The 16322-nt window shown below is 29.9% G+C and carries 17 protein-coding genes; 5 read left to right on the top strand and 12 right to left on the bottom strand.

Going from position 1 to position 16322, the window contains the following annotated elements; translation table 11 throughout:
• The first annotated feature begins 10 nt into the window (after nt 1-10).
• Genes Q0881_RS13055 through Q0881_RS13040 form a run of 4 tightly spaced genes read left to right on the top strand, consistent with a single transcriptional unit; the run spans nt 11 to nt 4300 of the window.
• Entirely contained in the window at nt 11-979 is a 969-nt protein-coding gene (locus tag Q0881_RS13055; RefSeq protein WP_299161042.1) for a threonine/serine dehydratase, read from the top strand.
• The gene (locus Q0881_RS13050) at nt 963-1913 is read left to right on the top strand and encodes an NAD(P)-binding domain-containing protein (RefSeq protein WP_299161039.1); all 951 of its coding nucleotides are present in this window, start codon (nt 963-965) and stop codon (nt 1911-1913) included. The genes Q0881_RS13055 and Q0881_RS13050 overlap by 17 nt, the downstream gene beginning before the upstream one ends.
• 4 nt (nt 1914-1917) lie before the next feature.
• Nucleotides 1918-3369, top strand: a complete 1452-nt coding sequence (thrC, locus tag Q0881_RS13045; protein WP_299161037.1) for a threonine synthase — start codon at nt 1918-1920, stop codon at nt 3367-3369.
• A 1-nt stretch (nt 3370) separates the two neighbouring features.
• The gene (locus Q0881_RS13040) at nt 3371-4300 is read left to right on the top strand and encodes a phosphotransferase (protein WP_299161034.1); all 930 of its coding nucleotides are present in this window, start codon (nt 3371-3373) and stop codon (nt 4298-4300) included.
• Nucleotides 4301-4315: 15 nt separating this feature from the next.
• Here the strand turns inward: Q0881_RS13040 and Q0881_RS13035 are convergent, their stop codons facing one another.
• The 6 genes from Q0881_RS13035 to Q0881_RS13010 all read right to left on the bottom strand — a co-directional run bounded on the left by Q0881_RS13035 (nt 4316) and on the right by Q0881_RS13010 (nt 11103).
• The gene (locus Q0881_RS13035; protein WP_299161031.1) at nt 4316-5119 is read right to left on the bottom strand and encodes a DNA/RNA non-specific endonuclease; all 804 of its coding nucleotides are present in this window, start codon (nt 5117-5119) and stop codon (nt 4316-4318) included.
• Nucleotides 5120-5563, bottom strand: coding sequence for an acyl-CoA thioesterase (locus tag Q0881_RS13030; protein ID WP_299161028.1), 444 nt, complete (start codon nt 5561-5563; stop codon nt 5120-5122). It lies immediately after the preceding gene.
• 66 nt (nt 5564-5629) lie between these two features.
• Nucleotides 5630-6709 carry a PepSY-associated TM helix domain-containing protein gene (locus tag Q0881_RS13025; protein ID WP_299161025.1) on the bottom strand — a complete coding sequence of 360 codons (1080 nt, stop codon included), beginning with the start codon at nt 6707-6709 and terminating at the stop codon, nt 5630-5632.
• A 90-nt stretch (nt 6710-6799) separates the two neighbouring features.
• Nucleotides 6800-9190, bottom strand: a complete 2391-nt coding sequence (locus Q0881_RS13020; protein WP_299161022.1) for a TonB-dependent receptor — start codon at nt 9188-9190, stop codon at nt 6800-6802.
• 137 nt (nt 9191-9327) lie between these two features.
• Nucleotides 9328-10404, bottom strand: coding sequence for an ABC transporter permease (locus Q0881_RS13015; RefSeq protein ID WP_299161019.1), 1077 nt, complete (start codon nt 10402-10404; stop codon nt 9328-9330).
• Between the two features lie 9 nt (nt 10405-10413).
• Complete coding sequence (locus Q0881_RS13010; RefSeq protein ID WP_299161016.1) at nt 10414-11103, bottom strand: queuosine precursor transporter; 690 nt, start codon at nt 11101-11103, stop codon at nt 10414-10416.
• 129 nt (nt 11104-11232) lie between these two features.
• Between Q0881_RS13010 and fabD the strand changes: the two genes are divergently transcribed.
• Nucleotides 11233-12120 carry an ACP S-malonyltransferase gene (fabD, locus tag Q0881_RS13005; protein WP_299161013.1) on the top strand — a complete coding sequence of 296 codons (888 nt, stop codon included), beginning with the start codon at nt 11233-11235 and terminating at the stop codon, nt 12118-12120.
• A 42-nt stretch (nt 12121-12162) separates the two neighbouring features.
• Here the strand turns inward: fabD and Q0881_RS13000 are convergent, their stop codons facing one another.
• The 6 genes from Q0881_RS13000 to Q0881_RS12975 form a co-directional block, all read right to left on the bottom strand.
• Complete coding sequence (locus tag Q0881_RS13000; protein WP_299161010.1) at nt 12163-12591, bottom strand: DoxX family protein; 429 nt, start codon at nt 12589-12591, stop codon at nt 12163-12165.
• Entirely contained in the window at nt 12581-13042 is a 462-nt protein-coding gene (locus tag Q0881_RS12995) for a carboxymuconolactone decarboxylase family protein (protein WP_299161007.1), read from the bottom strand. The genes Q0881_RS13000 and Q0881_RS12995 overlap by 11 nt, the downstream gene beginning before the upstream one ends.
• A gap of 62 nt (nt 13043-13104) precedes the next feature.
• The gene (locus Q0881_RS12990) at nt 13105-13677 is read right to left on the bottom strand and encodes a Crp/Fnr family transcriptional regulator (RefSeq protein ID WP_299161004.1); all 573 of its coding nucleotides are present in this window, start codon (nt 13675-13677) and stop codon (nt 13105-13107) included.
• Between the two features lie 16 nt (nt 13678-13693).
• Nucleotides 13694-14701, bottom strand: a complete 1008-nt coding sequence (galE, locus tag Q0881_RS12985) for a UDP-glucose 4-epimerase GalE (RefSeq protein WP_299161001.1) — start codon at nt 14699-14701, stop codon at nt 13694-13696.
• A 6-nt stretch (nt 14702-14707) separates the two neighbouring features.
• Nucleotides 14708-15124: an MFS transporter gene (locus Q0881_RS12980; protein WP_299160999.1), complete on the bottom strand. Its 417-nt coding sequence runs from the start codon at nt 15122-15124 to the stop codon at nt 14708-14710.
• A 12-nt stretch (nt 15125-15136) separates the two neighbouring features.
• Nucleotides 15137-16264, bottom strand: a complete 1128-nt coding sequence (locus tag Q0881_RS12975) for a DegT/DnrJ/EryC1/StrS family aminotransferase (protein ID WP_299160997.1) — start codon at nt 16262-16264, stop codon at nt 15137-15139.
• Between the last annotated feature and the right edge of the window lie 58 nt (nt 16265-16322).

Here is a 16322-nt window from a genome sequence, read left to right as displayed (position 1 = left end):
ACCAAGAAAAGTGATTTCTAAAGAAAATATAGAGAAAGCATATAAAAATATTAAAGAAGATATTTATAAAACACCTCTAGAGTATTCAGAAAAATTAAGTAAAATTTCAGGAGTAAATGTATACTTAAAAAAAGAGTATTTACAACTCACAAGTTCGTTTAAAATACGAGGAGTTTTAAATAAGATAAAGAGTTTAAATTCAAAAGAGTTTGATAAAACTTTTGTAGCAGCATCAACAGGAAATCATGCAGCAGCTTTTGGTTTAGCCTCAGAGAAATTTAATTTTAAAGCAAAACTTTTTTTACCTAAAAATATAGCAGAAGAGAAGCTTAAAAGCTTGTCTAAATATAAGTTTGATAAAGTGCTTTATGGAGACACAAGTGTAGAAACAGAAAAAAAAGCAACGCAGTATGCTAAAGATATTGAAGGAGTTTTAATTCATCCATATAATGATGTTGAAATTATAAAAGGACAAGGAACAATAGCTTTAGAGATAGAACAAGAGTTGCCCAAAGTAGATGCAGTAATAGCACCAATTGGAGGAGGGGGATTAATATCGGGAATAGCCTCTTATTTTTCAAAAAATAGAAAAGTAAAAGTAATTGGATGTCAGCCTGAGAATGCGTCAGAAATGTACGATTCAATAAAAGAAGGAGAGATAGTATCTCCAAGTAAACTACATACTATTGCAGATGCAGCTGCAGGAGGAATTGAAGTAAATGCAATTACATTTACGATATGTAAAAAACAATTGGAAGAAGTTACACTAGTAAATGAAAAGGCTATAAAAAAAGCTGTTGCATTTTTATTTAAGTATCATAACATAATAGTTGAACCAACAGCAGCTTTACCAGTGGCTGCATTGTTAGAAGGAAATGTGAAAAAAGAGTATAAAAATGTAGTATTGGTTTTAACAGGAAAAAAAATAAATAAAGAATTACTAAAAGAAATAAACGAAACATATGGCAACTGTTATTAATCTTAAAGAGATAAAAAAAATAGTGGAAAATATCGATGTGATATCTGCTATGGAAGAAGGGTTTATACAATATAGTAACGGAAATACAGTAGTGCCTCCAGTAGGAGAATTATTGTTCGAAAAACCTAAAGGAGATGCACACATCAAATATGGATATATAAAAAATGACGATTATTATGTGATAAAAATAGCTTCGGGTTTTTATGAGAATTCTAAGTTAGGTATTCCATCAAGTCAAGGATTAATGTTATTATTCGATCAGAAAACAGGAGTTCCAAAAGGTGTGCTACTGGATGAAGGATATTTAACGGATATACGAACAGCAGCAGCAGGAGCCTTAGCAGCAAAATATTTTGCCCCAAAACAAATAAAAGCCATAGGTATTATAGGAACAGGAATACAAGCAAAATTACAATTAGAGTATCTTCAAAAGCATACACCTTGTACAAACGTTTGGGTATGGGGTCGAAACAAAGAAAATGTAGCAAAATTTGTTGAAGAGTTAGGAACAGATTTTAATATAAATGTAGCTGAAAGTCCATCAGAAGTAGCTCAAAATAGTAACCTAATTGTAACAACAACCCCTTCGGAAGTAGCATTATTAAAAGCGAATGATATTCAAAAAGGAACTCATATTACAGCGGTAGGTTCCGATACAGAATATAAACAAGAATTAGAAAGCGAAATATTAAAAAAAGCTTCTATTGTAATAGCAGATAGCATTCCACAAAGTAAAAGTAGAGGGGAAATATATAGAGCAGTTAAAGACGGAGCTATAGCAGAAAATATAGTTGTAGAGTTAGGAACAGCAATTCAAGATGCAGAATTACAACGTTTAAATGATGAGCAGATAACTATGGTAGATTTAACAGGAGTTGCAGTACAAGATATTATGATAACTAAGGCAGTTTATACAAATTATATAAAGAATTAAAAAGATGTTGAAATTTGTTAGTAACAAAGGAGGAGGAGAACCAGTAGATTTTGAAACAGCAATATTAGATGGTTTTGCCGTAGATGGAGGTTTGTATGTGCCAGAAGAATTACCAGAAATTACACACAATCATTTAAAACAGTGGAGAGGTTTAGGTTATGTAGATTTAGCTTTCGAAATATTATCATTATTCATAGATAGATCCATTGTTTCAGAAGAAGAATTAAAGAGTATTCTTAAAACAGCCTATACACCTTTTGAAAAGGAAGAGATAATTCCTTTGTATCCATTAAAAACAAGAAAGGATACTTTTATTATGGAATTGTTTTATGGGCCAACCATTTCATTTAAAGATGTTGGTTTAGCGTTTTTAGTAAACTTGGTTAATTTTTTCTTAGAACGAAAAAAAGAACATCTTTCAGTTATAGTTGCAACGACAGGAGATACAGGTCCAGCAACAGCATATTTTGCAGCAGGGAAGTCAAATATAGATGCTTGGGTATTATACCCAAAAGGATTAATTACGGAAGAGCAAGAACGTCAAATGACTACGTTGCAACATGCAAATATTCATCCAGTAGGTGTTGCAAATTGCCCAGATGGAGGAGATGATTTAGATGCAGTTATTAGTAAATTATATGCAAACAAATCATTTAAAGAAAAGTTGAAGTTATCGAGTGTAAATTCTATTAATTGGGGACGTGTAATGATGCAAACTGTACATTATTTTTATGGGTATTTACAAGTTGTAGATGAAATAGGAGAAGAAGTAAATATATCGGTGCCTTCTGGAGGATTTGGTAATTTATGCGCAGGAAGTTTGGCAAGAAAAATGGGATTGCCGATAAAGTATTTAGTAGCTGCCAATAATAAAAATGCTTGTTTAAATCGTATTTTTTCAAAAGGAGAATTTACAAAACAACCAATTATTGAAACAGCTTCATCAGCAATAGATATTTTAATTCCGTTTAATTTTTGGAGGTATTTATATTTTAGTGTTGATAAGGATACCAAGAAAATAAAAAACTGGATGGATTCTTTTAAAGAAACAGGTAACGTAAAGTTTGATGAAGCAACTTTTGAAACCTATAGAAAAGGATTTTTATCAAACAGCGCGAGCGATATAGAAACACTTACTTTAATAAATGAAATTTATACAAGTGAGAACTATTTATTAGACCCTCATGGAGCAGTTTCTTTACAAGCAACAGATGTGTTAAAGCAGAAGTTAGGAAACGAGAAATTAATTTGTTTAGCTACAGCACATCCAGCCAAGTTCCCGGAAACTATAAAGAAAGCCTTAATAACAAAAGAACCACCTAGTCAGGCAACTCATAAAAGTATAGAAATTGCTAAAAGACGTTGTGAAAAGGTGCATTTATGCGATTACGAGCATTTAGAAGAAGCATTGATGCATGCAATGGAAACAAATTGGAGTTTAACAAAAGAAGTGTAATATGGCACAGTATACAGTTTTAAAAGATAAAGATTTACATGCCATTTTAACTCATTATGGAATTAAAGAAGTTGAATCATATAATGTGTTAAGTGGAGGGTCAGAGAATACCAATTATTTAGTAAAAACAGCAGTTAATAGTTATGTGCTAACAATTTGCGAACAAAAATCATTGGAGCAAGCAACAGAGTTAGCCAATTTATTAGTGCATTTAAATAAAAATAATTTTTCAACATCTAAAATAATTAAAACTGTAAGTAACAGTTTTGTGCAAGTATGGAATGATAAACCAATTATACTTAAAGCTTACTTAGAGGGAGATATTGTTGAAGATTTATCAGAAGATATTTTAATTTATTTAGGTGAAGAGTTAGCAGCATTGCATCAAGTAGAAGCTCCTGAATATCTATCAGAAACGGTAAGTTATGGGATTGAACGATTTGATGAAGTTAAAGTGTATGCGCCAGAATCTACCTTTTATAAATGGTTAAAAGAAATTCAAGAGTATATAGAAAGTTATATAAATACTGATTTACCAAAAGCACTGATTCATAGTGATATCTTTTTTAATAATATTATTGTAAGTAAGGATAGTAAAAAAGCTACTATTATGGATTTTGAAGAAGCTAGTTATTATTATAGAGTGTTTGATATTGGTATGATGATTATTGGTACCTGTGCAGAAGGAGAGGAGCTGAATTCAAAAAAAATGAAGAATTTATTACAAGGGTATGAAAGTAAAATAAAATTGTTAGATCAGGAGAAAAAAGCATTAAAGGCCTTTACAGTTTATGGGGCAGTAGCAACCGCCTTTTGGAGACATCAGAATTTTAATTATGTGAATGTAACTCCAGAAAAGAAAAATCATTATATAGCCATGAAAAACTTAGCAGATTTTACTCGAAATTTACCAGATAGCTATTTTAAATAAAAAATAAGGCTTGGATTATCTAAAGCTCCAAGCCTTATAATTACTATTTGCTTCTAATTTTGTTTCTATATCGTCAGGTAATTCAGGAAAAAAATCAATATTAGTTTTTCGCTCAATTTCATCAATAGAAACAACAAAATTATATAAAGGTAATTTACTTTCTTTGTGAGGTAATAAAAAAGCAATGGCTTTAATTTCTGGTAGAGTGTAGTCTAAGATTATTTTATAAAACTCATTAGGAACACTCACTTTGTCTTTACCTATGGTTTTTAAATTTGATTTTAAAATACCACCAGTAACCACATATAAATGATCATACTTTTTAGCCCAATAACGAGTTTTTTGTTCTAGTTTATTCCAAATTCCAGCATTAAAATCGTGCTTTTGAGGACTTACATTAGAGGTGTAAAAAGTTTCGTCATGTGCTTTTTTAGAATAACGTTTATCTGCAGCAGGACAAAGGTGACCTTTATCATACCCAGAATTTTTATAACTTCTCCAGTTAGCTGACTTAGTTCTTACTTTAGGGTCATTGATAAAAAATGGACGTTTAAAGTTATTATAAACAATATCTTTTTTATCTAAAGAATAAGCAACCCATTCAGCCTGTTCATGTTGTTCGTTGTATGATAATTGATAACCATTATGTTTTATAATAACACTAGTTGTTGAGGTAGGTAAGAAATTAAAACTTTTAGTACTTGATATTACCACATCTTTATCTGGGGTATAAGTAACAGTTTCTTTTTGTTTTAACCAATAAGCAATGATTAAAACAATAATAGAAACAATAAGTTTTATTTTTCTTGAAGTACTCATTTAACTTTTTAATAAAATTTCTTTAAAATCATCAGTCTTTTCAACTTCATTAAAAATAGTTTGAAACTTAACAGGAGGTTCCGTTAATTTTCTTTTCACTAAATCTAACCAAGCACCATAAACGGTAATAATCGCAGAAAGTTTTCCTTCTTCATTAAAAACTTCGTGTTGAATTTTCCAACGTTCTCCTTTACCGGATAAACCAATAACCTTCAAGTTAACAGAAATGTCTGTTCCCATATGAATTTCACGTAAAAACTTGGTGTTTTCTTCAAATAAAATTGGACCAGTTTTCTCTTTAGAAAAATCTTGTATGGTAATATTATGTTCTTTAAAAAAACGTAACCTTACTTCAGCAGCATAATCGTTGTATGCAGTATGACGCATATGTATATTGGCATCAAAATCTGCCCATCGTGTTTTAAATTGTACACTAAAACTCATTTGTAATTTTTTTTAGCGAAAATACATCTTAATTTATAATATCTAAATTGGAGTATGGATATTAATCTAGAAACGATTTTTTAAAGGTTTTTTTAATAAATAAAACCGTATTCCTGTTATATAAAGAAGGATAGGGATTAATCCACTAACAAAAACTAACAATCTATGAAAAATACCAAAAGATTCTCCAATGTGCATTGGATACATTTGGCTTAAAATTTTTAACGATAATGAGCTGGTATCAAAAGAACTTATTTTTTTTACAGTTAAGTTTTTATTAGTAAAAATATCTGCCGTTTTTCTAAGTCCATTTTTAATTTTAATAGAATTAATAAATCTAAATCGATAATTTTCATTCAAATTTGAAGGAAAATATATTGACCAAAGTTTGTAGGTTGGGTATAATTTATCTGTTTGTTTTTTTAGAGAAAAAAAGTCATTTATTTCTATTGATTCTATAAGATGTACATTTTCTGTTTTGTAATCTGGCAGTACAGAAAATATTTTTCTATATTCTTTATAAAAAGTAAAGTAAGCACCAGAAAAAGATATAATTATTAAGGGGATTATGAAATAAATACCTGCTATTTTATGTAAATTATAATTAAACTTTTTTTTAGAAGTAAACCAAGTTATTGTAAATCCTTTTCTCCATCTCTTTTTATAGCTTCTTCTCCATAATAAAAAACCTGAAATTAGGATAAAAAAACAAAACAAAAGAGAGGAAATCCCCATGATATAGCTGCCATAAGGCTTCATGCCTAAATTTCTATGAAGCTGTAAAAGTGTTTTAAAAAAAGAAATAGTTTTTAAATTTGAGCTTAAATAGTTGCCATTTGCAGGATGATAATAAGAGGTAGTTCCATTTAGAAAGGTTAATGCGAATAGATTATTTTTTCTATAAGGGAGCTGCATTTTTTTTATAGAATCACCATGTATATTTTTTAATTTAATAGCTGTACGAATATTATTTTTATAATTCGTTTTGATAGGTGGAGTAACGTTTAATTCTTGCTTAATTAAATAAGCTGAAATTTCAGGTTGCCAAACATATAAAGCTCCTGTTAAACCTGAAAAAGATACTATGGCACCAACTGTTAAGCCAAGCCATAAATGAAGTATTTTAATTATTTTGTAGCGTTTCATTAATTTAACTATGTACTTTTTAAAACAAACAAAAAACGAATGGTTTTTCATTCGTTCTTTGCTATGACAAAATTATTTATTAATCAATTTCTAAAATTCATAAACGACACCTAGTTTTGCGTTTATTCCTTCTCCAGCAGTTGTTTGGTTTCTAAGTGGAGCAGCCCATTGAGCTCTTGCTGGTAAATAGAATTTATTTAATAAGTTATTTAACGCAATTGATAACTTTACATTTGGTTTTATAGCATATGTACTTGAAAAATTAAGCATTGTATACCCTTTTACAGGAACTTCTCTGTAATTATATGAATATACACCTGCGTTTTCTTTTGTATTAAATCGATTACGATTCCCTGTATAAATTAAACGTAATGATGAAGTTAAGTTTTTAATTGGTTGAACATTAATATAAGCAGTAGTCTTAGGAGGAGAAATTACATCACCACCTATATAGCTTAAATCACTAGGTTTTTCAGGAGTGTGCTTTAAACCTTCAACAAAAGAGTAAGATCCTCCAAGTTGTAATTTATCTTCTAAAAAAGTAAAATCTGTTGAAACTTCAGCTCCAAATATCTTTTGAGGATTTTTTGATTGTTCAAATCTATTGGTAGTATTGTTAAAAATAAGACCTAATCCAAAATTTGAAGTGCTATAAAAACCTACAGCTTCGAAACGAACATGCTTAAACTTTGACAGAAATCCGAATTCGTAATTATTCGTTTTTATAGCTTGAATATCTAAATCATTTACATTGTTAGCTATAGCAGTTCTTAGGGTTCTTCCTAAATCGGGTAAAGAAAATCCTTGAGAGTAACTTACATATGGTATAAATTCATCATTTTTAATATACCTAAGACCTAAGTTTATTGAAGTACTTTTAAAATCTAATTTACCACCAGTAACATCCACTGGAGCTGTGAAGTTACCATCAGCTTTAGATGAGTATGGTAGGGTTGTAAAATCTTCAATATTAAGTTTCATTGCGTCGTATCGTAAACCTGTTTTAAAAACCCAATTTCTATTAAATTTTAATTTGGCTTGTAAATAAGGAGCATAACTAAATAAATCTAAATTAGGAACCCACAACCTTCCATCTAATAGGCCTTGATTTGTTTTATCTTTTAAAATATCAATACCATAAGTAAAAGACATGTTTAAAGTAGAACTTGTATTTAAAATAGTATGGAAATTAGGACGAACCCCTATTTTTTCTGAATTAACTACGGATTGCCCACCACCAACGAATCGTGGAGAATAGAAAAATATATTTTTACTTTTTTGATAAAATAAGTCAGTATCTAAACTTGTAGTTCCATTAAAAAGATCTGTTAGTTGGTATTTTAATTGGCTATTAGTAGTTGTTACTCCCGTTGGACTTCCTAATAAAGGATTACTTGCAGTTGGAAGTATACCAGTTCCAGGAGTGATTATATAATCTCCTTGTTCATTTAATACAGAAATAGAACCTAATGTAGGAACAAAAGGAGATTTTTGTCGAGTTTGATAGTGATTTACCAATAAGCTAAGTTTTTGATTGTCGTTAAGTTGATATCCTAACTTTAATAAACCACTATATATTTTGGTGTTATCTAAACCGTAGGTAGGTAGCAAAACATCTCCATTTGCATCATATTTATTTCCTGTTTGTTCAAAACTTCCAGAGGCGTAGTAAGAAAAATCATTAAGATTACCTGATATTGATTGATAAACACCCCAGCCTAAAGCGTCCTTAGTTTCTGCTAAATTAGCAGTTTGCCATAGGTTGGTTTTACCACTTATTTTTTTATACTTATTAGGCTGTTTGGTAATATAATTAACAATACCACCATCTCCTCCGTTACCATATATCGCTGTTGCTCCTTTTATGACTTCTACTTTAGCAATATCGTTTGGATTTATAGATTTTAAACCAACTTTAGCATTTCTTAAAGGAGTAGATTGTGGTATTCCATCTACCATTACTAATAATTGTCTTCCTCTAAGTGTTTGCCCCCAGTTTGAGTAGGTTCCTGTGCTTGAAGCTAAACCAGGAACAGAAAATTCTAAAATATCATTAATATTAGTAGTTGTAGTACCTAGTTTTTCTAATTCTTTTGTTCCTACTATGGTTATAGATGTTGGTATTTCAGAAATTTTTTCAGATGTTCTTCCTGCTGAAATAACAACTTCATCTAGTTGGTTTAAATCATCTTCTAATATAACATTCAAGGTAGTAACACTAGTGTCAATAATTATCTTTTTAACCTGAGTCTTGTAGCCTAATGATTGAAAAATAATGAAATAAGTATCTTTTTTTAAATTATTAAGCTCGTATTTTCCATTAATATCTGTTGTAGCCCATTTATCTTTTTTTTGTGTAAAAATAGAGCCGCCTACTATTCCTTCACCATGCTTATTTTTAATTATTCCTGTTAATGTATTTTGTGAAAAAGCACTAAATGTAGTTATAAGTGCTAAAAAAACTATTTTATAAAATTTCATTTTGTTTATTTTGAACGCAAAAATACATTTTATTTTTATTTAGAATTAATAAAAATAATGTTTTTTGCTATAAAATTTGCTAAAATGATTATCTCTTTATTTAGAGTATATATGAATTAAAAAATGTTTAATTACTGTTAAGATTTAACATCTAAAGCATCACGAAGCGTATTACCAATTAGCATAAAAGCCATAACTAAACTCATAATTGCTAATCCAGGAATTACAGCTAAGAAAGGCTTGCCAAGAATAATATAATTATAATGATTTTTAATCATAGCACCCCAAGAAGGAGTTGGAGGTTGTGCACCAATACCTAAAAAACTCAAACCACTTTCAATTAAAATAGCAGCAGCAAAGTTGGCAGCAGATATTACAATAATGGGAGCTAAAATATTAGGTAGAATATGTTTAAATATAATTCTAAAATCAGAAAAACCTAAAGCTTTCGCAGCTTCAACATATTGTTGTTGTTTAGTAGTAATCACTTGACCTCGAACTACACGAGCAACTTCAACCCACATGGTTAACCCTACAGCAATAAAAACTTGCCAAAAACCTTTTCCAAGCGCAAGTGTAATTGCAATTACTAATAAAAGAGTAGGTATAGACCAAGTAATATTGATTACCCACATAATAAAATCATCAATTCTACCACCAAAATAACCTGCAATAGCGCCGATTGGAATTCCAATTAAAAGAGAAATAAAAACAGCAATAAAACCAATAAAAAATGAAATTCGAGCACCTATTAATAATCTACTTAATAAATCACGACCATATTTGTCGGTTCCAAACCAAAATGTTTTTTGTTGAATATATTCTTTGGGTTTATTATTAAACAAAGAGAGTGGAAAAGTTTTAACTAAGCCATCAGAATATTTAATAACTTCTAGAAGATTATTATTTATAGTATATGATTTAATAGGGGTTTCAGTATTCGAATTTTGTTTTCCATGCATAAAAATAGAAAACCAAGATTGTTCATTATTATCTTGAGAAGGAATGCTTAACATTTGAATAGAAAAACCAGGAGATTTCGAATGAATTTCTAAATGCATTTGATTTGCAGAATTGCTATTGTCAGGTGCTAAAACATAACAAAAAACAGCAATAAACCCGCAAAGAATAATAAACCAAAAGCTAAACATTCCTGTTTTGCTTTGTTTAAATTTTTGAATAGCAATTTGCCAAAGAGAATTAGAATTCTTCATGAACCGAAATTAGATATTGCTAATCTCTTCACCAACTTTTAAATTGAATTTTTTTCTAAACCAATATACCACAGCATATAAAATAGGAGTGTCTAAAGCAGCTACAATTATTTTAAATAAAAAACCACTTAATAGTAAGCTTCCAAAAATCTCCCAAGGAAGTACTTTAAAAGCACATAGCAAAAGTAAAACAGTAAAAGTGTCTATAAATTGAGAGAAAAAAGTAGAGAAATTATTACGTAGCCATAAATGTTTCCCCTTGGTTAAGTTTTTCCAGTAATGAAATATTCGGATATCAATAAATTGAGCAAATAAATATGCAAGCATAGAAGCTAATACTGCTAAACCAGATAAGCCAAAAACTTTTGAAAAGAGAGAATTATTAACTGGTGAATTACTAATTGCCGGAGCATAATCTGCAAGTAAAATAATTAACATTGAAAAAAAGGAAGCAAAGATTCCTGCAACAACTACTTGATTGGCTTTTTTCTTTCCATAAATTTCTGATAAAATATCAGTAATTAAAAAAGTAATAGGATAAGGTAATATTCCAACAGATATTTCAAAACGGTATAAATTAAAAGGTTCCCAATAAAAAAACTTTTGAAAAATAAGATTAGAAGTTACTAAAGAAGCAATAAATAAAGCAGCTAAAACAAGATATATTAGTTGCGCTTGGTTTTTCTGTTGTGCAGTCATAGAACGAAGTTACTAATTAATAATGATTTTAAAAATGTGTATGTTTGCAGCATAAAACAAACAACAAATTAATAGGTGAAATTGATGTAGCTATTTCATCTAGCAATAAATAAAAACAGAAAATAAAAGATGAAAGCATATATTTTTCCAGGTCAAGGAGCACAGTTTACAGGAATGGGATTAGATTTATATGAAAAATCACCTTTAGCTCAAGAACTTTTTGAGAAAGCAAATGAAATACTAGGTTTTAGTATTACTGATGTGATGTTTGAAGGTACACCTGAAGAATTAAAACAAACGAAAGTAACGCAGCCAGCTATATTCTTACATTCAGTAATTTTAGCCAAAGTGTTAGGTGATGATTTTAAACCAGAAATGGTAGCTGGTCATTCATTAGGAGAATTATCGGCTTTAGTTGCGAATGGAGTATTGTCTTTTGAAGATGGATTAAGGTTAGTTTCTAAGCGAGCTATGGCAATGCAAAAGGCTTGTGAAATACAACCATCAACAATGGCAGCAGTTTTAGGTTTAGAAGATAAGATAGTTGAAGACACATGTACAGAAATAGACGGAGTTGTAGTTGCTGCAAATTATAACTGTCCAGGTCAGTTAGTTATTTCTGGAGAAGTTGAAGCTATTGAAAAAGCTTGTGAGGTTTTAACAGAAAAAGGAGCAAGAAGAGCCTTAATTTTACCTGTAGGAGGAGCATTTCATTCACCAATGATGGAGCCAGCACGTGAGGAGTTAGCAGCAGCAATAAAAGAAACTACTTTTAGTGAGCCAACTTGTCCAGTATATCAAAATGTACCAGCAAAAGCTGTTACAAATCCAGAAGAGATTAAAGAAAACTTAATAGCGCAATTAACTGCACCAGTAAAATGGACACAGTGTATTCAAGCAATGATTGCAGATGGAGGAACTGAATTTGTTGAAGTTGGACCAGGTAAAGTATTACAAGGGTTAATGAGAAAAATAGATAGAAGTGTTTCAGCTAGTGGAGCTAGTTTTGAAGCTTAAAAATAATATAGAAAGCCGCTTGTTAAGCGGCTTTTTTATGCATCAATTTTTCTTAAGAATAAGAGAGTCTATTTCTAAATAAGGTTCGTTTAAGTTACTTAAAGCAAAAGCAGCCGCAGCTATTGCAAATACTGAATAATCCAATGGAGGTTTTATTCCGAAGGAGAAAGTCATACTTAAACCAAAAATGAGAAGTAAAACTCCACTTAGCTTAGCAGTTAGCTGAGTTTTAAAACCTACTAATAAACAAATAGCAAAAATTATTTCTAACAGTGTAGCTATAGCTGCTACACTTGGCATTATACTTTTTGGAAGCCATGAGTTCATCAAATGTGTATATTCTACAAAAGCTTTCCAGTTTCCCCAAGTAGAGATTTCTTTAGCATAAAAACCAAACCTATCTGCAACGGCAGATAGAAAACCAAAAGCAATTGAAAGCCTCAAAAAGAGTTTTAGATACTTATTTTTCATTTTCTGTTACTTTATAGTTACCAGGAGTAAATTCAAATGATTTCATTAAGCGTGTCCAACTATTTATCTGAGCAATAGCTAAGGTTAAATAACTTATTTCATCTTTTGAAAAATGTAATGTTAAATCCTGAAAAATTTGCTCAGGAATTGGATTGTAACTTGTTCTTGTAATTGCATCTGTAAAAGCTAATACGAGTCGTTCCTTTTCAGAAAAATAAGGAGTACTATTCCAAATACTAATTGCATGCAGTCTAACGTCGGTTTCGCCAGCATGTTTCAGCTCTTTGGAATGCATATCTACACAATAAGAGCAACCGTTTAAAATAGCAGCTCTAAATCTTATTAGTTCTAATAAATGTATGTCGAGAGAAGAATTATTTATGTAGTTTTCAACAGTCATTAATACATCAAACATTCCTTTAGGTACTTCGTTATAAGAGATTCGTTCCATAATTTTATTTTTAAGTGTTTAACAAAATTAAGTTTCAAAAAATCGAATCTACTTAAGATATCTTAAGAAATACTTTTTCTTATTTCGCTTAAATATTCTGGGGTCATATCTAAGTATGAAGCAATCATGTACATAGGAACTCTTTGTAGGAAATCGGGAATGCTTTCTAGTAAAGTAATAAAACGCTCTTTACTACTTAGGTTTAGGTAGTATTCGTTTTTACGTTGTATAGCAATCAATGTGTTTTCGGCAATCATTCTAAAAAGACGTTCTAATTTTGGAATTAGAACAAAGGCTTTTTCTAAATTTTCTTTATTTATAGAGAGAATGGTTGATTTTTCTATAGCGTCAATTGTAAAAGTAGAAGGAGCTTCTCTTACATAACTTTCTAAATTGGTAATCCACCAATTTTCAATAGCAAATTGTATTGTTTTATCATTTCCTTTTTCATTAACGTAATGAGCTCTTAAAAGCCCCTCAATGATAAAATAATGATGTTTACAAACTTGATTTATTTCTAATAAAACTTCTTTTTTAGTGTATGTATTGACATCTAAATAATTAAAAAAAAGATCTATTTCTTTATCAGAAAATGAAACATACCTATTCATATACTTTTTAAGTTGTTGTTTCATTTTCTGTATTAAGTTTTTATTGATTTTCTTGCCACTTCCAAGCAGAAATTAAAGCTTCTTCTAGAGTTTTTTCAGTTTTCCAATTTAATTCCTCATTAGCAAAGGTAGTGTCTGCATAAATAGCTTTTATGTCACCGGGTCTTCTATCAACAATTTTATAGTTCAACTTTTTATTAGTAGCCTTTTCAAAAGCATTAATTATTTGCATAACCGAGCTTCCAGTACCTGTTCCGATATTAAAAAGTTCAAAATTTTTCTTATTCTTTTTATTTAATAAGCGTTGCAAAGCAATAATGTGAGCTTTTGCCAAATCTACTACGTGAATATAATCTCTAATAGCAGTTCCATCTTCAGTAGAGTAGTCGTTCCCAAAAACAGAAAGTTGCTCGCGAATACCAGCAACAGTTTGTGTTATAAAAGGTATTAGATTTTGAGGAACTCCATTTGGAAGTTCACCAATTTTAGCACTTTTATGGGCTCCTATAGGATTAAAATAGCGAAGAGTAATTGCATTCATACTATATGCATTACAACTCTCTTCTAAAATCTCTTCTCCAATTTGTTTAGTATTAGCATAAGTTGAAGCGGCTTTGTTTGAAGGTGTACTTTCCGTGATTGGTAATTTTTCTGGTGTACCATAAGCCATACATGAAGAACTAAAAATAAAATTATCGATATTTCTATCACGCATTTCTTGCAGTAAGTATATTAAGCTTCCAATATTATTTTCATAATAATCTAATGGTTTATTAACACTTTCGCCAACAGCTTTAAAAGCAGCAAAATGAACAATTCCATCTATAGCGTTATGATTAAAGAAGTGTTTAACGTCAGATTTTATACGTAAGTCTATTTGATGAAAATCAGGTTTTATTCCTGTAATAGAAGTAATATTATCTAGGACTTCAATTTTAGAATTTGAAAAATCATCAATAATTACAACCTCAAAACCTTCATTTTGTAATTCAACTACTGTATGAGAACCTATAAAACCTAACCCACCAGTTACTAATATTTTTTTCATAATAAACTATTTGTCAAAATTGGAAACACTAATCTTTAAAAGATTAAATATTTTATCTTCTTTAGGAGCAAGAAGGAGTAAATAAAATAAAAGAATAACACCAAACAAAAGAAAATCAGGTTTTAAAAATAAAATTAAAAAACATGCTGCTTCTAAAATAGCCCATTTAATAATAGAAGCATTTTGAAAAACAGCAAATTTCTCATCATCAGAAGTATTTTCTTTTATTTTATTAAGCATATTTCTAAAAACAGAATTACTTAAAACGTAAGCTAATGCTGGAATAAATGAATAAATTAATGAAGAATCATCTATTTCAAGATTCAAAATATTTTTAAAATCTCCAATTAAAAAATAAGCTAATGTTACTCCAGCTACTAGAGCTAAATGAATTATTTTAAGTGTTTTTATTTTCTGATTCATAGCTTGAATATATTAGCCTATAAAATCATTTATAGTTTTAGCAATAAATGATAGTTGCTCTTCATCTAATTCTGTGTGCATTGGTAATGAAATTACCTCGTCTATTAGTTGATTTGTTATTGTAAAGTCACTCTCATTATAGCGCTCGTCTTGATATGCTTTTTGAGCATGCAACGGAACTGGATAATAAATTGCATTAGGAATATTATTATCTAATAAATGTTGATGTAATTCATCTCGTTTTCCATTCGTAATTCTTAAAGTATATTGATGAAAAACATGCGTAGAAAAAACACTAATTGCTGGAGTAATAATATTAGAATTAGTAGAGAAAGCTTCAGTATAATGCATTGCAGCTTTTCTACGAGCGTCACAGTAAGTATCTAATAAAGGCAACTTTGCTTTTAAAACAGCAGCTTGTACAGAATCTAATCGAGAATTTACGCCTACCACATCGTGGTAATAACGTTTGTACATTCCATGATTTACCATTCCTCTTAATGTATGCGCTAATTCATCGTCGTTTGTGAAAATAGCACCACCGTCACCGTAGCAACCTAAGTTTTTAGAAGGAAAAAAAGAAGTGGTTCCTACATTCCCCATCGTACCTGCTTTTTTCTTAGTTCCGTTTGAAAAAGTATAATCGGCACCAATAGCCTGTGCATTATCTTCAATAACAAATAAGTTATGCTCTTTAGCAATAGCTAAAATAGCTTCCATGTTAGCACATTGACCAAATAAATGTACAGGTACAATTGCTTTAGTTTTAGGAGTGATAGCTTTTTTTAAAGCCTCAATATCCATGTTAAAAGTATCAGGTTCAACATCAACTAAAACAGGAGTTAATTTTAATAAACCAATAACTTCTACAGTAGCAGCAAAGGTAAAATCGGCAGTAATAACTTCATCACCTTGTTCTAATCCTAGTCCCATCATAGCAATTTGCAAAGCATCAGTACCATTAGCACAAGGAATTACATGTTTAATACCTAAATATTTTTCTAAATCAGCTTGAAATTCTTTAACGTAAGGTCCGTTAATATATGCCGATGAATTTAAAACTTCCTGAATAGATGTATCTACAACATCTTTTATGTTTTGATATTGACTTTGTAAGTCAACCATTTGTATTTTTTTCATCTGAAAAATGAATTTTTTGAACATCAAAAATACGAATTAAATTTCTGTTATCTTTGAA

The organism is uncultured Tenacibaculum sp., assembly GCF_947494125.1.
In the GTDB taxonomy this organism is placed as follows: Bacteria; Bacteroidota; Bacteroidia; order Flavobacteriales; family Flavobacteriaceae; genus Polaribacter.
The sequence above is the reverse complement of the archived record's forward strand: the minus strand, read 5'-3'. Positions and strand labels throughout refer to the sequence as shown.